At 56.5% G+C, this 20,690-nt stretch carries 20 protein-coding genes; 6 read left to right on the top strand and 14 right to left on the bottom strand.

What is annotated here, in order from left to right; genetic code table 11:
- Positions 1-68 precede the first annotated feature (68 nt).
- The 3 genes from VES88_12085 (at position 69) to VES88_12075 (ending at position 1,888) form a co-directional block, all read left to right on the top strand.
- On the top strand, positions 69-698 hold the full coding sequence (locus VES88_12085; GenBank protein ID HYN82235.1) for a nucleotidyltransferase domain-containing protein: 630 nt from the start codon (positions 69-71) through the stop codon (positions 696-698).
- Positions 652-1,092, top strand: a complete 441-nt coding sequence (locus VES88_12080) for a hypothetical protein (GenBank protein ID HYN82234.1) — start codon at positions 652-654, stop codon at positions 1,090-1,092. The genes VES88_12085 and VES88_12080 overlap by 47 nt, the downstream gene beginning before the upstream one ends.
- A gap of 235 nt (positions 1,093-1,327) precedes the next feature.
- Positions 1,328-1,888, top strand: a complete 561-nt coding sequence (locus VES88_12075; protein HYN82233.1) for a hypothetical protein — start codon at positions 1,328-1,330, stop codon at positions 1,886-1,888.
- Between the two features lie 843 nt (positions 1,889-2,731).
- Here the strand turns inward: VES88_12075 and VES88_12070 are convergent.
- The 7 genes from VES88_12070 to VES88_12040 all read right to left on the bottom strand — a co-directional run bounded on the left by VES88_12070 (position 2,732) and on the right by VES88_12040 (position 11,439).
- Entirely contained in the window at positions 2,732-3,727 is a 996-nt protein-coding gene (locus tag VES88_12070) for a DUF2235 domain-containing protein (GenBank protein ID HYN82232.1), read from the bottom strand.
- Positions 3,728-3,757: 30 nt separating this feature from the next.
- Positions 3,758-4,195, bottom strand: a complete 438-nt coding sequence (locus tag VES88_12065) for a hypothetical protein (GenBank protein ID HYN82231.1) — start codon at positions 4,193-4,195, stop codon at positions 3,758-3,760.
- A gap of 24 nt (positions 4,196-4,219) precedes the next feature.
- Positions 4,220-6,658 carry an AAA family ATPase gene (locus tag VES88_12060; protein HYN82230.1) on the bottom strand — a complete coding sequence of 813 codons (2,439 nt, stop codon included), beginning with the start codon at positions 6,656-6,658 and terminating at the stop codon, positions 4,220-4,222.
- Positions 6,659-6,710: 52 nt separating this feature from the next.
- Complete coding sequence (locus VES88_12055) at positions 6,711-7,889, bottom strand: hypothetical protein (protein HYN82229.1); 1,179 nt, start codon at positions 7,887-7,889, stop codon at positions 6,711-6,713.
- Between the two features lie 420 nt (positions 7,890-8,309).
- Complete coding sequence (locus VES88_12050; protein ID HYN82228.1) at positions 8,310-9,722, bottom strand: hypothetical protein; 1,413 nt, start codon at positions 9,720-9,722, stop codon at positions 8,310-8,312.
- A 387-nt stretch (positions 9,723-10,109) separates the two neighbouring features.
- Positions 10,110-11,090 carry a hypothetical protein gene (locus VES88_12045; GenBank protein ID HYN82227.1) on the bottom strand — a complete coding sequence of 327 codons (981 nt, stop codon included), beginning with the start codon at positions 11,088-11,090 and terminating at the stop codon, positions 10,110-10,112.
- Positions 11,091-11,133: 43 nt separating this feature from the next.
- Positions 11,134-11,439 (bottom strand): hypothetical protein, encoded by a 306-nt coding sequence (locus tag VES88_12040; protein HYN82226.1) that lies wholly within the window; start codon positions 11,437-11,439, stop codon positions 11,134-11,136.
- A gap of 319 nt (positions 11,440-11,758) precedes the next feature.
- Here VES88_12040 and VES88_12035 point away from each other — a divergent pair, with 319 nt between their 5' ends.
- Complete coding sequence (locus VES88_12035) at positions 11,759-11,968, top strand: ribbon-helix-helix protein, CopG family (protein ID HYN82225.1); 210 nt, start codon at positions 11,759-11,761, stop codon at positions 11,966-11,968.
- A gap of 102 nt (positions 11,969-12,070) precedes the next feature.
- Here VES88_12035 and VES88_12030 read toward each other — a convergent pair whose 3' ends face one another.
- Positions 12,071-12,727 carry a hypothetical protein gene (locus VES88_12030; protein ID HYN82224.1) on the bottom strand — a complete coding sequence of 219 codons (657 nt, stop codon included), beginning with the start codon at positions 12,725-12,727 and terminating at the stop codon, positions 12,071-12,073.
- A gap of 272 nt (positions 12,728-12,999) precedes the next feature.
- Positions 13,000-13,962, bottom strand: a complete 963-nt coding sequence (locus VES88_12025) for a hypothetical protein (GenBank protein HYN82223.1) — start codon at positions 13,960-13,962, stop codon at positions 13,000-13,002.
- Positions 13,963-13,980: 18 nt separating this feature from the next.
- On the opposite strand from VES88_12025, the gene VES88_12020 reads away from it, so the two are divergent.
- The gene (locus VES88_12020; protein HYN82222.1) at positions 13,981-14,241 is read left to right on the top strand and encodes a hypothetical protein; all 261 of its coding nucleotides are present in this window, start codon (positions 13,981-13,983) and stop codon (positions 14,239-14,241) included.
- 527 nt (positions 14,242-14,768) lie between these two features.
- Here the strand turns inward: VES88_12020 and VES88_12015 are convergent.
- From VES88_12015 to VES88_11995, 5 genes are all read right to left on the bottom strand, one after another.
- Complete coding sequence (locus tag VES88_12015) at positions 14,769-15,629, bottom strand: M12 family metallopeptidase (protein ID HYN82221.1); 861 nt, start codon at positions 15,627-15,629, stop codon at positions 14,769-14,771.
- A gap of 58 nt (positions 15,630-15,687) precedes the next feature.
- Entirely contained in the window at positions 15,688-16,350 is a 663-nt protein-coding gene (locus VES88_12010) for a hypothetical protein (GenBank protein HYN82220.1), read from the bottom strand.
- A complete protein-coding gene (locus VES88_12005; GenBank protein HYN82219.1) occupies positions 16,347-17,117 on the bottom strand; it encodes a hypothetical protein in 771 nt (256 codons plus the stop codon). The genes VES88_12010 and VES88_12005 overlap by 4 nt, the downstream gene beginning before the upstream one ends.
- A gap of 32 nt (positions 17,118-17,149) precedes the next feature.
- The gene (locus VES88_12000) at positions 17,150-18,412 is read right to left on the bottom strand and encodes a hypothetical protein (GenBank protein ID HYN82218.1); all 1,263 of its coding nucleotides are present in this window, start codon (positions 18,410-18,412) and stop codon (positions 17,150-17,152) included.
- A 95-nt stretch (positions 18,413-18,507) separates the two neighbouring features.
- Positions 18,508-18,909, bottom strand: coding sequence for a hypothetical protein (locus VES88_11995; GenBank protein HYN82217.1), 402 nt, complete (start codon positions 18,907-18,909; stop codon positions 18,508-18,510).
- A 542-nt stretch (positions 18,910-19,451) separates the two neighbouring features.
- Between VES88_11995 and VES88_11990 the strand changes: the two genes are divergently transcribed.
- Positions 19,452-20,174 carry a hypothetical protein gene (locus VES88_11990; GenBank protein ID HYN82216.1) on the top strand — a complete coding sequence of 241 codons (723 nt, stop codon included), beginning with the start codon at positions 19,452-19,454 and terminating at the stop codon, positions 20,172-20,174.
- Positions 20,175-20,690: the final 516 nt, after the last annotated feature.

The raw sequence follows: 20,690 nt of genomic DNA, 5'->3' as shown, positions 1-20,690 counted from the left end.
CGGAGCTGAGGCCGTAACCATATTGAGTACGTGCGTAATCAGAATGGATACAGCCCGTCCTCCATATGATGAACACATCTGATGCCGTTGCGGAGGCCCTTTTCGGTGGGACAAAACGCCGGGTGCTTGGTCTCCTGTTCGGCCAGCCGGATAAGTCGTTTTACTTGCGCCAAGTCGTCCGCGAAACGGGGGCAGGATTGGGAGCTGTTCAGCGCGAGCTTGCCCGGCTTGTAAATGCCGGGCTTGTACTTCGGGTCCCGCAGGGCCAGCAAGTCTATTTCTCTGCGAACCCTGGCGCGCCTGTATTTAATGACTTGCGCAACTTATTGGTGAAGACTGCCGGGATTGCCGACGTCATACGTAGAGCGCTTAGAGGGCTTCACAGAAAGGAGCTGGTAGATCTGGCATTTATCTACGGATCTGTGGCTTCTGGCAGTCAAAGGCCTGGAAGCGATATCGATCTCGTAGTAGTTGGTCGAGCCACATTGGCCGAGCTGTTGCCCCGATTGCGACGCCTCCAACGCCACCTCGGCCGCGAAATAAATCCCACGATCTATACGCCGGAAGAGCTGAAATCGAAGTATTCGCACCGCGAACATTTTGTTCGCCGTGTTATGGAACGACCCAAGATCATGCTATTGGGGACAGAGAATGACCTTGCAAAGCTGGCTGGCGAACCGATGGCTCGTCGAGCATGAAACAAGTGCGGAAGAGATCGCCGACCTGCTGTCTGTCGTCGATCGCGACTTGATTGATGCGAAGGTCGCCGGTGTAAGCTCGGATTGGCGCCTCGCAATGGCATACAATGCCGCTCTGCAACTGGCCACGCTTGCCCTTGCCGCCGAAGGCTTTCGGCCGGATCGGCTGCGAGCGCACGAAAGGGCGATTCAATCCCTGAGGTATACCGTCGGCGCCGATCGCGACGTCATTGACGTTCTTGACGCCGTCCGCCGGAAGCGGAACGTGAGTAACTACGAACGCGCCGGCTCGGCCACAGAGGGCGAGGTCAGAGAGGTCTACGAAATAGCAACGACACTTCGGCACAGGGTCCGAGCTTGGTTGGCTGAGCGTCACCCCGAGTTGATCGGCTAGCAGTCGCTGCCCTGCAGAGTCGATTTGACTCAAAAGCCCCATCTGCTGGAGGTATCACAGCACGGGGATGAAGCCTGTTGCGCCGCGCAGTTGCTGGGGTTGTCGCGAGCACACATGTTACTGAGAACGCAATCGCGAGAGGCAAATGACTTTGATTTCGAGTCGCTTCGCAGCGCGGGCCAAAGCGGGCCTACGCAAGTATCAGAGGATACTCGAGTCTGCTCGAAAGCGAGACGTGAACGAGTCCGACACATCCGTAATTGTAAAAGACATGCTCTCGGATATCCTCGGTTACGACAAATACGAAGACATCACAACCGAGGTCGCCATTCGAAGCACGTTTTGCGATCTCGCCGTCAAGGTGCGAGGGCGGCTGCAGTACTTGATCGAAGTCAAGTCTGTCGGTACTGACCTCAAGGACAATCATCTGCGCCAGGCAATTGAGTACGGATCGCGCGAGGGCGTCGAATGGGTGATCCTCACGAATGGAGCAGCATGGCAGGCTCACCGGATTCGGTTCGAGCAGCCGATCGATCATGATCTCGTCTTCCATGTGGATCTGCTGGATCCATCTTTTAAGTCTGGCGAGATACTCAAGAAGCTCTATTTGATCAGCAAGGAGGCGGGGAACGCATCGCAAATCGATCTCTACTGGAAGCACAAAGAGGCAACGAGTCGATACGTAGTGGAGTCTTTTCTCGCAGTCGGCATCGTAGCGGCCTGGCAACCTCGGCTATCAGAACTTCACAACACGGGAAGGATCATACGAGGGGTACGCGCCGTTCAGCGTAACTGATCCGCGCGATGCGGATAGCGTGGTCATTGTTGGGTCGACACACCGATACTAGCCGCACATATATTGAGTGAGCTTCTTCTCGAGCCGAGGACCTACGGGCGACGGACGGACGTAGCCGGATCTGGTGGCGCCGGTGCGCGGATTCGTGGACCATCCCGCGACGGCTAGGTGATCTTAGCTCACGCGGAGACACCTAGTCGGAGCGTTCATCGCGAACGATAGCTTCGACAATACTCTTCGCGAATTGCTGGACTCTCGGATCGTGGCTCGTGCGAGGCCGAGGGATTTCCGTGGCGAGTTGAGCTACGAGAGTCGTCGGAGTATCGCGCGCCAAAATAAGCACTCGATCGGCGATTCGAGCTGCTTCGACCGTGTCGTGCGTGACAAGAACGACCGACGGCCGGGATGCGGGCGGCGTGACTATGAGGGGCGGCGTAGGATCCACCAAAGCGACTATCGCCGAATAGAGCTGATCTCGAGACAATGCATCCAAGGCGCTAAACGGTTCATCGAGCAACAAGACCTCAGGTGAGGTCACAATTGCGCGTGCAAACGCAGCCCGGCGAGCTTCGCCACCAGACAGTTCGAGCGGCCAAGCGGAATGTCGGCCGCTTTCCAATCCAGCGGATTGTAGCGACGAGCGAACTAGATCAATGCGCTCTGCCTTCGAAAGGCTCTTGGGAGCCGCCAGCGCGACGTTGGATTCTACTCTTAGCCATGGCAAGAGTCGGGCGTCTTGAAAGACGATTCCCACTCTTCGGCTTGGCCCAATAACTGGCTTATCTGCGACAGAAACCGCGCCACTGTATCCGAGATCTAGCCCTGCGATGATCCGCAGGAGCGTCAAACCGAACGGTGTTTGCCGAAGTTGGCCTTCCAGCGATATGTCTTGGTGAGCGCATCGTACACCTGCTTGGGAATTATCTCGCCAATCCACCAGCCGCCTGTGAGCGAATTATGCTGTGGCTCGGCCCACGGATTCGCCGGCGGTATTGATCGAGTCAACACCGCCCCGAGCCGATCGGAGTCGACGAGAAATCCACTCAGCTGAGCTTCGGCAACCATCCAGTTGAAGGTTACCCGCCACAGGCCACCGCCGGCTTCAGGGTATCCACCACCGACGTCGGAGTGGACACCCGCAAACCACATCTCCATGAGATCCTGGCCGTCTACGTTTCCGAAAAGATTCTGACGGAAGAAAGCCCTGCGCTCATCGAGCGAGACCGCGTGACGAACTGTTTTTATGGTAGGATTGCGGAACGTGTACTGGTATTTCGTGGGATTCCAGATCCATCCTACCGAAGAAACGGTGTCGAACAGGCCGACGAACTGAACTGGGAAATGCCGTTGATCGTCGCCGGGTACCGGTCGAGCGAACGACCATCGGAAATTGTTGCACAGCTCCCAATATCCCTTGGTGTTCGTCTTGAGGGACTTGAAAATCCGCATGGCGTACGGAAGCAGGTGCTGGTTCCCTGGCGGCAGAAGTCCGAGCGAGTACAGCAGGCCGGCGAGAACACGAGCTGTGTATGCACCGCGGCTGAATCCGAAGATGAACACACGATCTTCGGGCTTCCAGAATTCCATGAGGTGCCCGTAAGCGATGCACACCTTGTCGTCGATATCTGCCCCGAACGCCTGCGCTTTCCATTGCGAGAGCACTTTCGCGACTCTCGACCGCGCAGATGTCGCCGGTAGCGTTCCCACTCCGGGATCGTAGTAAACGAGTTGTCGCTCGGGGTCCTGAACAGCTACCTGTGCGAGGCGAACGACACTCGTGTTGGAGGGACCGAACTGATTATCGGTCCCGTCGCAGCAGATTACGATGTTTCGTGACATTGTACGGGAGCGCGTGAGTCCGAAGCTCTCTCAGGCCTTCTCGACTCCGAGGCGCTCACGAAAACTCGAAGCAAGAGCTTCGCCTCCTACTTCCACGAGTTTACCCACGAGTGGGTGCACGATGAGCCCAACTACTGAGCCTGCCAGGGTTGGGAGACGTTTCACAAACCAGTTCTTTACGTATTCAATAGTGGTTAAGTCGGGCTCTTTGGCAGTGACAGCCTCCTTCAGTTCTTCCACGCGCTCGAGCGCTTTCTCCTTCTCCTCCGGCGGCGCTTCCTGCTCGACCTTCATTCGCAGCTCGTCGAACATAGAGTGTAGCTGAGCCATTTCGGCAGGCGTCAGCGCCGCCGCCGCAACGTGAGTCTGTTCCTGGCTGATATCCTTGCCAACTGCCACCTGACTTCGCGCGCCGACGTTCCCAACCGTGGCTCGGATGCGATCTCCCGACTTCGCTTCGTCAGTCATTGATTTCTCCTCGATTTCAACGGATCACTCCACTGGGATGTTAACGATGACTCTCACTTTCCTGCTCGGCTCCGGCAGTCGTCCAGTCACGCTAAGCTCATAATCTGTCGTGACTTTCGGAATCACCTTCACACACGCCCTCAGCGAAGGCCGGACGTTGCCAGGCTGTGGAGAGATTGTCGCCGTCCCTTCGCCGACAGTGCTATAGCAGAGTATGGCTGTGTCACCGACGACGATAATCTGACGCGTCGGCCTGAAGTATTGGATTCTAATCGATTCTTTTGGCGGCTCGGGGGGCGGCGCGTCGACCGAAACGGTAAGCTCACGACTCGCCGTACGGTTGAACGATCCGATTGCAGACAAGGTGTAGGTTGTCGTTTCACTCGGCCGGACGGCGATGCAGACTCTCTGTCCGGGCGACGGCATTTGGACTCGGCCGACATCGTGATCTATGGTCAGCGAGCTCGCCCGGCTCGCCTGATAACAGAGCAACGCTGAGTCTGGCCGAGTAACGGTCTGAGGCTCCGCTGTGAACTCCAGGCCAATATCGGGATGCGCGACGTCGACTCTCGCCTGTTGCGTCACAACTCGCCCATCACTGCCCGTGGCGGTCAACGTAAAAGTCGTTGTCTCTTTCACCGTGGTGGCAATGCAGCCCGCGCTCGGAGGTCTGACCTGGCCAACGTCGTTATCTATTTCCAATGCGTCGCCGTTGAGGACGTTATAGCAAAGCGTGACGCTTCCCTCATCGGTCAATGAATTCGGCTGTGCGGCGAAGCTCGTGATTTGCGGCGCAGTCGGTGGTGGCGGCGCAGGAATATCGACGACGCCGATCGAGCCGTCATTCCTACTGCGGAAAGGCCCGAACAGAAGAACAGCCAGCAGCCCGGCCCCTGCGAGCGAGGGCAGGCCGAATTTGATCAGAGGCGAAATCCCACCCGGTCCTGGCTCGCGGCCCGGGCCATCGGAATCCGGTGGCGGTGCCGGGCCTAGAAGAATGTTCAGATTGTGCCGTGTCGCCGCTGCTCCCCGTTGGTCGTTCAGCGCTTCGCGCAGAGCAAGCGCGCTGGTGAGCGCGCTCTTGGCTTCCGAAGTAGCTCCGAGGCAGAGAGCGCGGGTGCCAAGCTGATGAAGCGCCCAAGCTTCTTCCGCGCGATTCTTCTCGGCACGAGCGGACTCGAGGATCGACTCCAACGAGGCCCCCCACATGTCCCACTTTCCACTCAGAGTCAGCGCCTCGTCGGTTCCATGACCGAGGCGTGTGACCTCGGTGTAGAACTTGGCCGAGGCACCCCACTTCAGGATGAGAAGGATGGGCTGCGCGGAATTCGCGATTGCTTCAGGATTGCCCCGCTCTTTGTCGACCCACTCACTGAAATGTGAAAGTGCACGCATTCGCTGCGAAGTCAGATTTCCCAGCGGCGCGTTTTTCAGATCGCTCGACAATGCGTAGCGCTTGTCGTGAGACTGAACGAGCCCCTGTCGCTCGAGATCGTCGAGTATCCGTTCAACGCCTGAAACCTCTGCAACTGCGCCGATATGTTGCGCTGCGACGGGAGCTCCATAGAAAACGGCGAGAGCGGAAAGGACTTTCTTTTCATCCTCTGACCGCGATTCAATTTCCGCCGCCGCGAGCACCTGATCGAGAGGGACAGATGGATCAGGCGGGACGATGTCGACCAGTGAACGTTTTTCGTCGCGCGCCTGGTTGGCCGCTCGCAAGATTCTTTGCGGATTACAACCCACCAGTTCACAGATATGCTCGGCGGCATTCCGTTCTTCGGTGGATAACGTCCGGCCCAACTCTCGCTCGAACAGGCTTATCGCGTCGGCGGTTGGCAGTCCCTTCAACGCTACTTCGCGCGCTTCACCGAAGAGACTTCGCTGTGACGTAGCGGTGATGAAGGTACAGTTGGGCGCAATATTCATCAGCTGCTGAATCTGCTCGGCAGTGCTGTCTACATCATCGAGCAGAATCAGCGCCTTGAAGTCTTGCAGATAATGGCGGATCTCAGTGTCGGTCGGTTTGATTGGCGAGTCGTATTCGAAGAAAGCGTCGAAGAGCGACTTCAGAAGATCCGCGTTGGACTGCTGATTGACCTGAGAGTAGATCACGCCCGCCGAGAAGCCGGCGAGCTGCGGCTGATGAGCGAGGTGGCGAAGGAAGCTGGTTTTGCCGGCGCCTGACTCGCCGGTGCATTCGAGCGACTCGTTCGACTCAAGGGCGAGGACGCTCTCGGCCGTTTCGTCAGCGCGGTCGAGCAAGCCGGGGAATGCTCGCGGGCGTAGAGAAACGGGCTGCGGCCGTGGACGCGGAGGACGCGGGTCTTCCTTCTGGACGTAGACTATGCCGCCTTTCACATCGCCGATTTGCACGATGTGATGACCGACTGCCACCTGACTGCCGGCGGCTACATCTCCAATCCGAGCATAGATGTCTGTTTCTGGGACGGGCCGAGCCATGCTGTCTCCTTTGGCTCTTTGCTAAGAATCACCAACAGTTCCGACTCGAGCGTTATTTGAATTCATACGAGATGTCTTCGAACAGCGCTGAGGCCTTAATAGTCTGAGTGGTGGTGAAATTACTGGATTGTTCCAATGCCTCAATCAGTTTTCTGCGCGGGACTTCCGTACCGCGTCGTGAATCACCGTGTTTCCCTTTCATTGTCGAGACTGCTGTTCGCAGGCGGCTTCGGACCTTATCCAGTGACGTCTTCCGTTCGAACAGGTTCCAAAGCGTCTTTGGAGTTGCGTTAAGGCTTCCATGATGACCGACCTTGTAGAAATCGACCTTCCGGAGCAGCCTGCGAATCGCCGGCTTGGAAAGCGCGAATTGCCAGTTCTCGATCTGCGCGTCGCCAGGGAACAAGAACTTCTTGCCCCGAACCTCAAAAAGCAAAATCACGCTCGTGTTGTTAAGTGCGTCATCAAGAGATCGCACTATGCCGAGCATTTGCTCAGCGCGCAGAGCACGGATGCGTGGAACAAACCACCGCGCGTACGGCGGAAGTCGAGACTCGAGGCGAGCAGCATCAGGGAATAGTTCAGCCTCAGATCGGGGGTAGCTTTCTCCGCTTGCATCTGCTCGTCCAGCGGTGGCCCACCTGACGTATGTCTGCGCCAAGGCCTGCAGATGCCAGAACTCATCTTGATCCTTGCTTCGCTGAGTCCCGATCTTGTCCGACTGTTCGAGCGTCGGCGGGCCCAAGACGCGAGTCTTCACCCCCGGCAGGAATCTTTCAAGGCCAGACTTACTGCCGAAGTGGACATATCGCTGCACGGCCCCCATCGTCATCAGATTCTTGACTGCCGAAGCATTTGCGAGGTTGTTCTGACCGAGAAACGCCAGTTGCTTCACCAAGCTGCGTGGCGCACGCTGATCGAGTCTCTGTGCCTCGGCCACGGCAGCTTCCGCGATTCCATGCATGTTGCTTAGAGCAGCCGTAAAACCTCGCGCGCGAAGTGTTGGCCCATCGCTGGCCGACGGGCCCGTCGCCTTAGGCGCGAGGGCAGGATCCTCGGTCCATGGCTGGACGACAACCTTGGGGTTACAGGCCCGGATCTTATCGCCTGTTCCCTTATGGTTAGCGGCCGTCGCAAAACCGCTGATATGATCGCGATGTCTATGCGTGGCTACGACCGCAAAAGGTTCGGAACCCACCTGTCGCACGATGTCGTCAGCGATGCGTTGCATCTGCTTGCCTGCTTCGATGCCCCTCGGTACACCAGTGGTTCCATAGTCTATCAGTAGGTGCCGAGCGTCACCCTGCTTGTATCCAAACGAAAGTAGGAAGCAATCGCCGAAGCCGACCTGATATGAGCGAATCGTAAGAGAGTTCGGTTTCTTACCCTTTCCGTTTTTTCCAGGAATTCGTTTCGCCGCGCGACGCGCGGAAGTCCGGGCAGCTCCTTTTTTCAATGACTTTGTGGTTTTACGTGGTCGGCTGGGCTGAGTCGGCCGCTTTTTCAATGTTCGCCGGCGACTGGATCCTGTTCGTCGGTTCCGATACACAGACGCATCTCCGTCGAGCGGGAGGGCGGTCGGCGTTTCTCGCTCCGAGGTTGCGACGGGCTGATCGATTTTTGCTGACTTGCCGGATGAACTTGCCATACGTCACCACCTATCGTGTTCAATGAGCGCGCCGGTGGCGCGCACACGGTGAACCGCAGAAAAGTCCCCACGAAGTGAGGCGCCTTTTTCATATGCCCCGAATCGCCACAGATGCGCAAGACGCCGAGTCTGGCGTTCCGAATTCATGAGTCGATTGTGTACAGCAAACTTGAGCCGACCATAGTCATCAAAGATCAAAGTCCCTCCCCCGTAGAGAGTTACCTCTGTGGACGGAGGCATATCCAAGGGTGGAAAAATGTTGTAAAAGGAGAGTTCAGCTGCTGACAGCTTGAGAATCTGAATGAACTCGACGACTGTCTCTCGTAACACAAAGCCGTCCAGGGCAATTCGAACGCATGGTCTTACGCTTTGGACCTGGCTGTATGCGTCAAGGGAAAGGCGGAGACGCTCCGCATTTTCCCAAATGAAGCGAAATACTTCGTCCGGGTCGCGCTGCATCGCATCGAAATGCGTACGATCATAAAGGAAGTCCGTAGCCGACATTGGCTCCCATAGGCCAGCCTCAGGATCGCGGATGGGAGAAGCTGGAGCTATGCCGAAGTCTTTGAAGCTCCGACGAAGATGCTCGCGGAATTGATACCGCTCGTCATCAGGATGTGCTTCTACGTCGGCGGTTACAACAGCGCTGAGAAAGTCGCCGAACTCCAGGTGCACTGGAGGCAAATAGTCGAGAGCACGAATGACCATCGTGAGGAGGTAATCCGCTATCGTCGCGCCTTCCTCCGCAGCTCGGTCACGGTCTACCTTGCCAGGCGCCACGTCTCCTAGTCGATCTAATCGCGCCGACCAAGTCTTTGCGAAAGTCCGCATGATCGCCGCAACAAAAACCTCTCCTCGCCTGTGTGCCTCGAGAAACTCGGACCGATCAAGAATCTTGGCGTCAGGCGCCAGCATGACGGATCGGCGAAGCGCATCGCCGCGAATAGCACTAAGCTCGCCTCCCATTTGCTCAGCCAGGCCAAACATGGCGGACTTCAAGAGGTTGTCCGGCTTGAGCTGATCCCGATCAACAGTTGCACGTTTGAGCGCGCCTTTGCGAGGCTTTGGACCCGCGACTTTTTTGGTGTCGATAGCGTCTAGTGACGCCTCGACCACGCCCTTGAGCGAAAACACAGCCAACAGGGCGACGACGTCGGCAAAGCCTTCGTGAAAGGCAGCTTGGTCTGGAGAAGACGGGTCGGTGTAGCGTGTCCTGAGGCCATCCAGTAATGCGTGGGTGGTTTCATGCGCAACAATATCGTGCGACAAGCACGTGAAGACGGTTTTCCCATCCTCGATGATCGATGGAAAGTATCCGAACAAGAGCGCCTGATCCTTCTCCGAGTAGAATGCGTTCGCGTCCGCAAACGCATGGGGCGCGACTTTCAGCTGATGCCCATGAAAACTCCAGCTCACTCGGCGGCCGAGGGCGTACTCGAACCGGCGCAACGTTCGCATTACAATCGCGTAGACGTTCTGCGCGTGGAATTTTGGATTGGACAAAAGCTCCTTATCTGTTGCTGCAGAGAACGGGTCATCTGCTGGCGTCGATATCGCATGCGCTGGTTTTGGCAGCGTAAGCGGCTCGTAAAGCGCGCCGGTAGATGCGTCTGAGTCGATCACCTGAACGCGATGACCCCAGGGACCCGGGCCTAGTTCCTCAACCGTGATTTCGACCGACGCACGAAGAATTTTGCGATCCCTTCCCTTAACGCTGGGATCCTGAGCAATGATCGTGAGTGGACGAGTCCGTCCTCGTTGTTCCTGCGGCATCAAGCCTCCTTCAGAGCGAGCGAAAATACGTTACTGACCGTCATAGTCACTTTCTAGCACATCCAGTCGACCAGGATCCCACAGCACTCCGATCGCAAAAAACGGCTTTCGCTCTTGAAAGTGGATGTTGTAGTAGTCAAATCCGAAATGTTGGCGGACGAAGATTCCAAGATGCTCTACGCGGTCGAGAACGTAAGAAGCTTCGAGCGTCGTAGCATTAAGTGGACTATCGACTTGCCCACCGAAGCGCTGTGTAAAATCTCCCGCTAGCCTCGTGACACCCGGCCATCTGCGGGCTTGAATTCGATATTCCCATTCCGCCGAAAGACTCCACTGATGTTGGCCCCATTCCCGTGCCTGTGCGGCATTGATCCCGCCGGGGCGAACGTTGAAGGGATGCGCCTGAAACTCGCCGCCTATGGTCAGTTGTCGCGCCAACGGCGAGTGGGGCGCTTGAAGGCGGCCCCAACGAACGTTCACAGCTAAGGAGAAATAGGTTGTCGAGAAGTCACCATCCTCAAGGTTCGCCTTCGACTGGCCCGCCAAGACGGGATCGCTGACTTCACATTCCTCTTTTCCCGCTGTGCGGAAAAACCCAAGGTAGGTGCAACCTCGCTGACCATTCGAGTAATGCGTAGCCCCCAGTCCAATGCCAAAGAGTCGGAAATCTGCTGGCTTGTTGCGAGAGCGTGAGAGGTGAAATAGCTGTAAGTATAGAGGGCGAATTCGGTACGACGGGGTCAGGACTGGCGCCGATACCGTGTCCTTCATGCGCACGAGAAACAACGCCGACAACGGCACGGCGTACTGCCAGCCGCCGCGCTTCTGCCACACCGGATTGCTCAACCCATTTCGAAAGAAAAAGTGAGCGCTGGGCTGCCCTTCAAAGAGCAGCTTCTTGCCCGTCGGAGTTCCAAGGGAGAAATAGGCCTTCTCGAGGAAGACGATCGGCGGAGTCGCGCTAGCAACGCCCGCATCCGTTTGACTGTGGGCAGTTCGCGTCATTCCCATGACCAAGACTGGGAGTACTACGCTCCAGAATTTGAGGTTTGGGTCACCCATAGTCGGATATTCCGTCGCACTTGTCTTTGGGAATGTCGGTTGATCGGGCCATCGACCATCCCAAGGGGGAAGCAGCGATAATGAATGAGAAGCGGTCCTTGGCAATCACCCGCAGGTCTGTTTGAAGCTCCTTGATTTCATCCCTCGTTTTGCCCTTGCGTATGTTCGCGAGGATGAATCGGTGGAACGGAACGTACACGTTGACGAATTCACCACCCATCACAACAGCTATGACCTCCGCCTCGATTTGATGGGCGTTCGCTTCGTTGAAGGGAGCCCAAGCAAGTGAGATATACATTGAGGTCTAAGACTCGTTCGAACTCGAGGGCTTTGAGCCTCTCGTTCTTGGTTTGGAAGCCATCGGACTCCTCTTTGTGAGACGCGCTATCTCAGTGGTCTGCACGCCACCCTCAACATGGGGAGGAATGGGGGCTCGACAATGCTGGTTTTGTATATGTCTAGTGCTGGTTTTATGTCGCCTTGACAAAAGGCAAAATGGATTAGGAGATGCGAGCGTACATGAATCCACTCTTGCAATAGCGGCTGTTTATGTGTATCTTTTACTCATTATCGGAGGTTTAGCTACTCAACTACTACTCGCCTTAGGGGAGAGTCTCATGTCCAAACGCCTCAATGTGAACCTTCCGGACAACGTGTACCGGGAATTGGAGACGATTGCCGCGAAACAGGGCCGCAGTTTGACGGATGTAATTCGGACTGCGTTCAGCCTAACGCAAATCGCTCATCATGAATCGGAAAAGGGAAACGTCATCGCCGTGGCAACGCCTGGCGGTAAGGTCATGAAGCAAATCGTTCTTCCGAAGTAGGACTGGCTCGGCCACCTTCCCGTGCAATAGTCGCCCTCCGGCGACGTGCGGGTTTTTAGTGTTGCTTACTGAGCCTCTGGTGGCCGTGGTGTCTTCTCTGGTTCACTGCGACTTGCGTTCGTCTCGAGCGGGCGTCAGCTCCTTCACGGGTTTGTCAACTGGCGGCGCTGCAGTTTCGGCTGCCAGTTCCGCTTCTGCGACAGGCAATGTTTCGCCACCGGTCCCGCTTGCTGTATCGAGTTTCTCGGCAGCAGGAAGGGGTTCCTTTCCTTTGGTTTCTTCATCGATCGCTGGTTCCGAATTTGGTTCTTGCTCACTAGGCGACCCATTGCGCTCGAGCTCGGTACTGTCATCACTCGCGGCGTTGCCGTTTGGAGGTGGAGAACTCGCTTGTGCTGAGTTCCTCTCGCCGAAATAGTATCCCAAGATGAACGAGAGAAGAGGCGAGAAGAGCGTCGTGCCGAATTTCGCAATGGCATCGAGGCCATCCCCAAACTCCTTTACTCCCGAAGAGGCGGTGGAGTGTTGCCACACTCCGAGGCTAGTGACGACTACGGAATACAGAATCGACAAGCCGAAAATGACAACAATTCCCTTTGCGATCCACTGCCCGCCTTGCGTCTTTGCTTGGACAGGGTCCCACTTGACAACTCGCGGCGCCGGGCCCTTTGATTTCTTGGTTAGATCGACATTCTCAGATTTGGTGAGGTCCACGTAAATTGTCTCACCATTGTCTCCGCCGGCTGCTGATTTTGGCATGTTGCCTCTCCTTGCGCCCTGAATGAAGCGACGGAAAGCGTGGATAATTGTGTCGAAGGTGTAGGACACTGCTTACGAGAAGTTTCAGATGAGGGTCGCGTCCGCGAGTTGCCTCATTACCGTGTTGTGATCCCTGATCGCTAAGATGCGGGCTGTTCGCTTCCAGGCAATGCGGGTTTCTTATCATCCAATTGCTGCTTTCGTATCAGGATCCCAAAGGAGCTGAGCCACCAGCGGCGAGTCACCGAAGGGGCTTCGCCGATAGTGCCTGGTCATCGAGCGCGCGCCTGGGGCCGCTTCGCCGGAGGCTTCACGCGTTTCTTCTGCCGCCGCGGCGCTGCCATCGGCGAAGGCACCACGAGCTGTAACCACTCAGCCAATTCGGCGGATGTGTCCCGCTGGAGAAAATAGCTGGTGTGATAAACCGCCCCGTTAGTGCCGAAGTCGAAACGTTTCTTGATGAAATCCCCGACGCCCAGGTCGATTTCCGACATCGACGGAACGTCCACTACAAGATCGTTTTCCTTATTCATCAGCTCGTCGATTGGATTGTCAGCTAGTCGCAGCCACCAACCGGGCGGGAACTCGGGTGTACTCCCGGTCTTTTGCGCTTTGTCGGGATCGAAGTTGGACGTGATGACGCAGTAGTAGCTGCTGGCTGGTTGAGGTTGGCCAGCTTGAAGGTCATTGATTTTCCGGACAAATCCGCCTGACGGATCCATCGCCTCGAGACCGGGAACGCCCCCTTCATCGAGCGCCACGACCGCAAGCGATTTCACAAGCGCGCCTACACCTCTTATCGCCTCACCCAGGATCTTCGTCGCGACTGAGCTGGCTGTCACTACTCCAATCGCAGCGCAGGCCGCGGACGCCAGATTGGTGTAGCGATCGATCAGTCTGTTCCAGTTTTTGCGGCGGGCAAGCTCGGTTCCGCCATTAGTCGATGCGACGAAGATGGCTCGTTCAACGGTGTACTTGAAGTTTGACGCAGGGAGAGCGGACTCGACAAGTGATCGAAATACCAAACCACCGCGCGAGAAACAGATTGCGTCGAACACCGGCGGCTTCGGCCACTTCTGACGTTCCAGCCGAGCGAGCATGTCGCTGGCGTTCTGCATAGGGTCGACGCTCATCGTCGCGTGATCGAAGCCGATTACCGCGTCGTATTTGGCCAGCGTTGCTTTGAGTAGCGCTTTGCCGTGGGGCGTTTGAGAGAGGGCTCCAAAAGAACCCATCGTGCTGCTGAACGTGCCGTGGAACCAGAGGAGTACGCGAGGTGGACGGCCGGCTGGAAGGTCGAGCTGCTCAGAGTCGTTCATGAGACGCCATTTGGTGCAGTCGACATCGGCCATCCGGATCAATCCAGTCCGAACGTTCCGTTCCATGTGATGGATGATCGGTCCGACGATTTTGCCAGCGACGAAACGAAATACACGAGCTACGACTTTCTTGACAACGAATCCGCCGATGGCGGATCCCAGCCCGCGACGACGCCCGGCAATGGACTGGGCTAACGGCTTACTCGCTGGCGGAAGTGTGAGGGTGAAACGTTTGACACGGAGTCGCGGAGTGCCTTTCGGAGCGCGTCTTCCGGATATGGCACGCTGCCGCAGCACCGCGTGATGCGCTTCCGGCGGTGTCACTTCTTCGCTTTGTAGGTGCCACGAAAAAACTCCATCCTCCTCGAGTAGGATCACTGCTTCTTCGCCATCTGCAAGCTTGACGTCAAGCGTTAGCCCCGGTCTATCATCAGTCGCCGTGGGCGTTGAAGCACGACGAGTCATACGACGCTTCGCTCCCTTGGATGGCCGAGCAGTTGCCTCCCGTACGAACGGAAGCTCTATAACAAGCTCGAGCTGCTGGCCGGTCAAACTCCTTGCGAGTGCCACTCCCACATTCGACTCCGACGTGGTCGCTGCTGCCGAGCGAAGTTCTCTTGCAGCTCGGGCCTTCGGTCTTGCAGCCGAGCCAGCGCGTAAACCGTTGAGGCTGACGATAGCGACGTCAGTCTGTATCTGTTTCGGCATGTGTACCTCCCGGTCTACGCCTGCCTACGGGTCTTCTTCTTGGACTTTTTCTTCGCCTTACTGGCGTGCGCCAGCACCGCTTTGGGATAGATCAGGCCGGCGAATTCGTAGTCGAGCTTGTCGATGTCCAGACCGCCCAAGATCGGTTTTCCGTTTTTCGTGATCGAGCCGTCGATCTGATAGCACATGATCGAGTTTGGGTCGGCATGAAGGGTTCCCCGGATAGACCTCTCCTCGATCGGGGTCAAAACCTGATCGCGCACTTCCTGCTCACTCCAGTGTTGGTCTTCGCGGTAAAACGCGATGGCCTTCTTGACGTCGATCAATTGCACTAGCTCACGCCGCATGTGCTCGTGATCAAACCCCATCGTGTGCCCGGTTTCATGTCGCACGACTCGGTAGAATTCAGCATCCGGCGTTTTCAGCGTGAATTGCTCGAGATTCATCGTTGGCTGATCGGGTTCTATCTCTTTGATTTCTGTCCCGAGATAAGACCAATACCCGTCGTTTTCCGGGTCATTCTCGATGCGCGCGATACGCACGACCGGATCAGTGTTCGAGAGAGAAAATTTCACGTTCGCCATCTTGTTCCAGGCGTTCATGTGCAGCAGAATTTTCTTGCGGAGAGCAGCCGGGGGATTGTCGAGAAAGCCGACGGTAAGATGAACGCCCGCGGGCCCCCAGTATCTTTTCGTTCTCACTGCAATTCGCATGGGGCCATCGACGAATCCCGGCATTGCCGCCGACATCCTTTCGCCGGGCGAGTGATTCATCGGATTGATTGCGACCGCATGACGTGCCGCGCGAATCCAATGCTCCTGCGGCAAATACTTCGGCCGGCAGGTAATGATTCGTTTGCGTGGTCTTGGTGACATCGGCGATTCCTCCGACTCATAAGAAAACTCTGCGCAGCCATGGCGCTGCCTGATGCGGTTATTGCTTTGGAATCGCCAAGGTACCTTTAGTTCCTTCACGAAGCCGTTCCAGCACCTTGCTTAGTTCGTCAGACGTTTTCAGCAAATCCAGGGTTCGGGACAGGTCGCTTGCTTTTAGCAGCATCGACGCATCGACGGGTCGGAAACGAATGCCGGGGGAATCGGTGCTTGGAGCCGTTGAGACAACCAAAGGCCTGGATCCTAAGCGTCCAATCGAGGTCGCGTCGACCGACGGTAAGCGGCTTTCACAGAAGCGGATTTCTTTCTGTACAGCGTCCCAATCCCTTCGCGTGATCTTGTAGCCTTCACGCGCCGACCATTCCGATACCATCCACTGCAGCAGATCTATTCCTCTTGATATCTGAGCTTGCGGTGCATTGCGCATTCGGCAGAGCGATGAACCGAAGAGAAAATCTCCACTGACGGTTGGCCCGTGTCGGGTTCTATGGGTCTCTAGGAGACGCATGGCTTCATCGAAGTGGTCAGCATTATATGCGGCGAAGACGGCAGCGGGCGGTGCCTGCGCTCCGACCGATTCGGGAGAAACACAGATCACTACTGCCGCGAGCACCGAAAGAACCAGTCGAAGATGTATTCGCACGATACCTCCCGGTGTCTGAAACAAGAAACCGGCGGATGAAGGAATGGTTAACGACGTCACGGTGTCCCCGGTGGACTGGCCGCGGTGTCAGTGAACCCGGGGATGTAAGTCGGTCGGGGGGTGGCGGTCGTTGGCGACAGCCCGGTATCTGGTCCAACGATCATTCGATCGTAAATGCTGTAGGCCGCCCCGTCCTTGACTTCTGTGGGAGGGTTCGAGGTAATCGTGACCACCATGAGCAATGTGCCGAGTGTTGCGAGAATGATTCCCGGCGAAGTCGTGGTCAGCAGAAATTTTGCTGAGGGCGCCTCACCTTGTAACTGCGCTGGCGTCGTGTCGCTAATCTTGCCAAGTATGAACGCTGCCCCAACGAGGCAGAGGATCATCCCTGTGATGAAGCCCAGTGCCTTGAACCACAAACGAGCGAGCAAGGCCGCCGTGGCTTGATGATAGCGGCGCTGCATTACATTAGCCTCCAAAGCAGCGAGAGTGCGCCATCGAGCACATGCAAAGGCTGACTGACCAAGTGAACTGCAATCGATTCCGGCGAGTGCGCTGGAATCCAGTTTCAGTTCCGAGCCCTCTAAAACTCGTTGTTGTACGGTGTGCATTTGCCAGAAGAGGGCGATAACGAAAATACCGCTAAGCAAACCCAACATCCGCTGCATAAAAGGACGCAAACGGTCCTGCCATTGACCTAAACCCGGATCTGTGACCGGCGCGCTCCGAGCTGGTGCTTCGACTCGCTCAGATCCCACTTTACCGTTCGGGTCACCTACCGGCTCTGAAGGCGGCTCCACAAGAGCGGCGGTAACGTCGAGGGTCACTTCTCTTTATCCCGACTGGACGAGCTTATACGTCAGCCCGAACGTGGCGGAGACGGCCTTTCTGTACCTCGCCTAAGTATTCCGGCTTGTTCGCCCAAGTCACGCCGGAAGATTCCTGAAACCGCGTCTGCGAATGGCTGGGTGTAAGCAATCTTGGCGATCGCCCGATTTGTACGAATTTCTCCTGTTAGCTGATGCCGGTAGGAAGCGTCGAGGTCGATGCGAGGTCGGTTTGTGCCTTCAGCCAATTTCCCGAAATACTGTCCATAGCCTACTCCGAAGTTCGCTTCACTCGAACGCGTTTCCTCGATAGCGACAAGGTCAGGCGGTAACGAGATATCGTGCGCCGGGCGATAAACGAAGCTTCCCTCGAACCAGTAGCGGGCGGCACGCGCGATAGCGTCACGCGTTCCCTCGTCGTTGACGAGTGGCGTGAAACATTCGCCCGTCAGTCGCCGGCATTGACTACGCAGCCAGTTGAGATTACGCGTGCTTCCCTCATAACGAAACGAAGCTTTAACTTCGCGCGGACCGACGAGATCATCGCGGTAACGGTACGAGGCGGACACGTTTAGTTGCGGCTGATTGTTCAGTAAGGCGCTGATTGCGTCAAGACCTGCATCAGCCATTGCTGCTCGACGCAACTGACGCCTTGCGAGTAGGCCTTCCGCTTCGGCTCGGAGTGCATTGCGCACGCTGTCCGCAAATGCCGGTAGGTAACAACCAAGTTGAACGTGCGCAGCATTAGCATCCTTGCAGACTTCCTCAGAGCGTCGAGCTGGCTGCAGCTTCCCACTAACGTCCAACTCGGTCATTGATCCGAGTGCAAGGACGTCATCCACGCCGCCAGCTTCTGCTATCGACGCTACTAGTCGAGAGACTTCCGTGCGGTGAGGCGCGAACGTTCGCCCGAGACGCTGGCTCTCCCAGTTTATCGCAAGCGTCGCGCTGACGTCGTCTTGATCCTTGAGGGATTTCTCAAGCCGCTCTTTCGTGGCATCACGAACCGATCCGGGAACTGAATCGAGCAACGGTGCGTAAATCGCCGGGGCGTTGAGCTCAACACCAACCTGTGCAGTCGCTGAGGCAATGCGTTGATTGAAACGAAGGGCGAGACCTGTACGGTCCTCCTCTACGCCCGGGCGTACAACGGCGCCAGCTACACGCGGCAGGAAATCGCGAATTGCTGAGCTCAAGGTGCCCGACTGAAGATCTGCACCGGTGGCCGCCTTGGCAGTTTCATCTTTGACCGCACCTTCGCCCATCAAGCGTTTCAGGCAATCTCCGATCGTCATTGTTCCGGGGCACGTCTGATTGAGCTGAGCTTGCGCGGGCAGTGTCGCTAGAAGATAGATGCAGAGGATTAGACTCCATCGAGCACACGCCCCGGTCATCGCGCGCCTCGAACGTTGAATTGGACTTCATCCGTGGCGTTTGCACCGCCTAGGCTGCCCGTATACTCGCAACGAAACGGCGTGACCACATTTCCATCCGCGTTCGTCACTGGCTGCCCATCTGCATCTGCGATGGACGCGTCAACGACCACACTTGTATCCGATGGCGACAAGTAGGTCATCTCAATTAACAGAAAGAATTGGTCGCCCTGCCGTATGGGGACCCTGAGGGGGTTATCAACGAGTTCCGTCACGCCCAATCGAAGCGGCGTTTTGCTTCCCGATGCTGATTTGAAGAAGCCTCTGCCTTCGACGGTAGCCATTTCGGGCGTGACCAGGATTTTTAGAAGCGATCCGGTTGGAATACCATGCCAGATGACAAGCCTTTCTTCAGCCACAGAGCCTCCAGAGGCAACGTTAGTTTGACTGCGCTACGAGAACTCCTCAAAACGCCCTTCGAAGCAGATCCATTTTTGCCGGCGAGCGTAATGAGTTATCGAATGCGATCACGTCCGCGCGCGATGTTATTCGACGCTCCGCCCCGTATTCGTTCGTCGGCCACCAAGCGTAGCGCAAACTAGGCTGGCTGTCAGTGCTGGTTTTATATCGGTGGACTGCCGGTTTTGTATCAAGTCCCGCTGAACAAGCTCAAAGGACGGTTTGGTGGCCGGTGAGCCGAACGCTAGGGTAACTGCTAGTTCCGTTGCAGCTCCTCGACGTTAGTCACGGAGGGCGTTGGCAGAGCGGCGGTTGTCTGGGACGATACGAACTTTGGCGGGCACTTCACGCCGCGGTTGCTGGCACTTGCGTGAGCACGCATGTTGTTGCGGACGCAAAACGTGAGGCGCGCATGACATTGGTTCCGAGTCGCTTCGAAGTACGGGCAAAAACTGGGTTACGCAAATACCAGAGGATTCTTGAATCCGCCCGGAAGCGGGATGTGAACGAGTCTGACACCTCCGTAATTGTGAAGGATATGCTCTCGGACATCCTCGGTTACGACAAATACGAGGACATTACAACAGAGGTCGCGATCCGCAGCACATTCTGCGATCTCGCTGTCAAGGTCCGGGGGCGACTCCAGTACCTAATCGAAGTCAAATCCATCGGCACTGATCTCAAGGACAACCATTTGCGCCAAGCGATCGAGTACGGATCGCGCGAGGGCGTAGAATGGATAATCCTGACAAATGGAGTGGCTTGGCAGGCTCACCGCATCCGCTTCGAGCAACCCATCGATCATGATCTGGTTTTTCAGATCGACTTGTTGGATCAGTCGTCCAAAACCGCGGAGATACTCGAGAGGCTTTACTTAATCAGCAAGGAGGCCGGAAACGCGTCGCAGATCGATCTGTATTGGAAGCATAAAGAGGCTACGAGTCGTTACGTTGTAGCACAAATCATTTTGCAGGCACCATCTCTTGCCATGATCAGGAGGCAGCTCCGCGGGCTTTTCCCGGGGCTCAAAGTGAGCGAGGACGAAATACGCAAGCTGCTCATCGCGGAAGTTCTAAAGAGGGACATTCTGGAAGGAGATCGCGCTGACGCTGCCGAGAAAACCGTCAAACGCGCAGAGCGGCGGCGGCGTCGAGCGAAAGAAGAGGTTCCTGTGGAAGCGCCTTCGACGGAGAGCCAGACTAAGACAGGGTCCGGTCTTACTTGAGGACGGGATAACCGTCGAACAGGCTATCCTCAAGGCCGGCCCTGCTATTCTCATCGACGGCGCAGCGCGGGGGGCCATTGCTGAGCGCAACGCCGGCAACCGAGCCTGCGGCGATGATCAGCAAAGTACAAAGTTTACCAAAATTTGATCGACCTCCGGTATCCATGAGCCAAAATCTCACCCGCTTGCACGCGCCGTGTCCCATCTGACGACTGGTTGTCTATCGACGCTTCCATTTTCCCAGGATCCAACTTATTGACAAACCTTTTACGGGAACGTCAAAAAATGATAGAAAAACAACAGTCGGGTGATACAAAACCGGCATTTCTCGCGGACCAGGACTCGGTAAGTTGAAGCAACGTTGGAACTTCGCTTGCAGCTTCTATGAGGCCGATTTTGTCAAGGTCGTCGTAAAGGGGTAGCGGCTAGCCCGCGCGGTTTCTATTACGCGCGTGATTACTAACAGCGAGTGCTGGATGGTCGCTGGCGGCCGATTCCGACGTGCCGAAGCTCGTG

It is taken from the genome of Gemmatimonadaceae bacterium, from assembly GCA_035633115.1.
In the GTDB taxonomy this organism is placed as follows: Bacteria; Gemmatimonadota; Gemmatimonadetes; order Gemmatimonadales; family Gemmatimonadaceae; genus UBA4720.
Note: the sequence above shows the minus strand (reverse complement) of the source record. Positions and strands in the feature narration are given on the sequence as shown.

Coding starts and splice junctions, on each gene's coding strand:
- VES88_12085 (HYN82235.1), top strand. CDS start 69: ATGAACACATCTGATGCCGTTGCGGAGGCCCTTTTCGGTGGGACAAAA.
- VES88_12080 (HYN82234.1), top strand. CDS start 652: ATGACCTTGCAAAGCTGGCTGGCGAACCGATGGCTCGTCGAGCATGAA.
- VES88_12070 (HYN82232.1), bottom strand. CDS start 3,727: ATGTCACGAAACATCGTAATCTGCTGCGACGGGACCGATAATCAGTTC.
- VES88_12065 (HYN82231.1), bottom strand. CDS start 4,195: ATGACTGACGAAGCGAAGTCGGGAGATCGCATCCGAGCCACGGTTGGG.
- VES88_12060 (HYN82230.1), bottom strand. CDS start 6,658: ATGGCTCGGCCCGTCCCAGAAACAGACATCTATGCTCGGATTGGAGAT.
- VES88_12055 (HYN82229.1), bottom strand. CDS start 7,889: ATGCAACGCATCGCTGACGACATCGTGCGACAGGTGGGTTCCGAACCT.
- VES88_12045 (HYN82227.1), bottom strand. CDS start 11,090: ATGGGAATGACGCGAACTGCCCACAGTCAAACGGATGCGGGCGTTGCT.
- VES88_12040 (HYN82226.1), bottom strand. CDS start 11,439: ATGTATATCTCACTTGCTTGGGCTCCCTTCAACGAAGCGAACGCCCAT.
- VES88_12035 (HYN82225.1), top strand. CDS start 11,759: ATGTCCAAACGCCTCAATGTGAACCTTCCGGACAACGTGTACCGGGAA.
- VES88_12030 (HYN82224.1), bottom strand. CDS start 12,727: ATGCCAAAATCAGCAGCCGGCGGAGACAATGGTGAGACAATTTACGTG.
- VES88_12025 (HYN82223.1), bottom strand. CDS start 13,962: ATGGGTTCTTTTGGAGCCCTCTCTCAAACGCCCCACGGCAAAGCGCTA.
- VES88_12015 (HYN82221.1), bottom strand. CDS start 15,629: ATGTCACCAAGACCACGCAAACGAATCATTACCTGCCGGCCGAAGTAT.
- VES88_12000 (HYN82218.1), bottom strand. CDS start 18,412: ATGACGATCGGAGATTGCCTGAAACGCTTGATGGGCGAAGGTGCGGTC.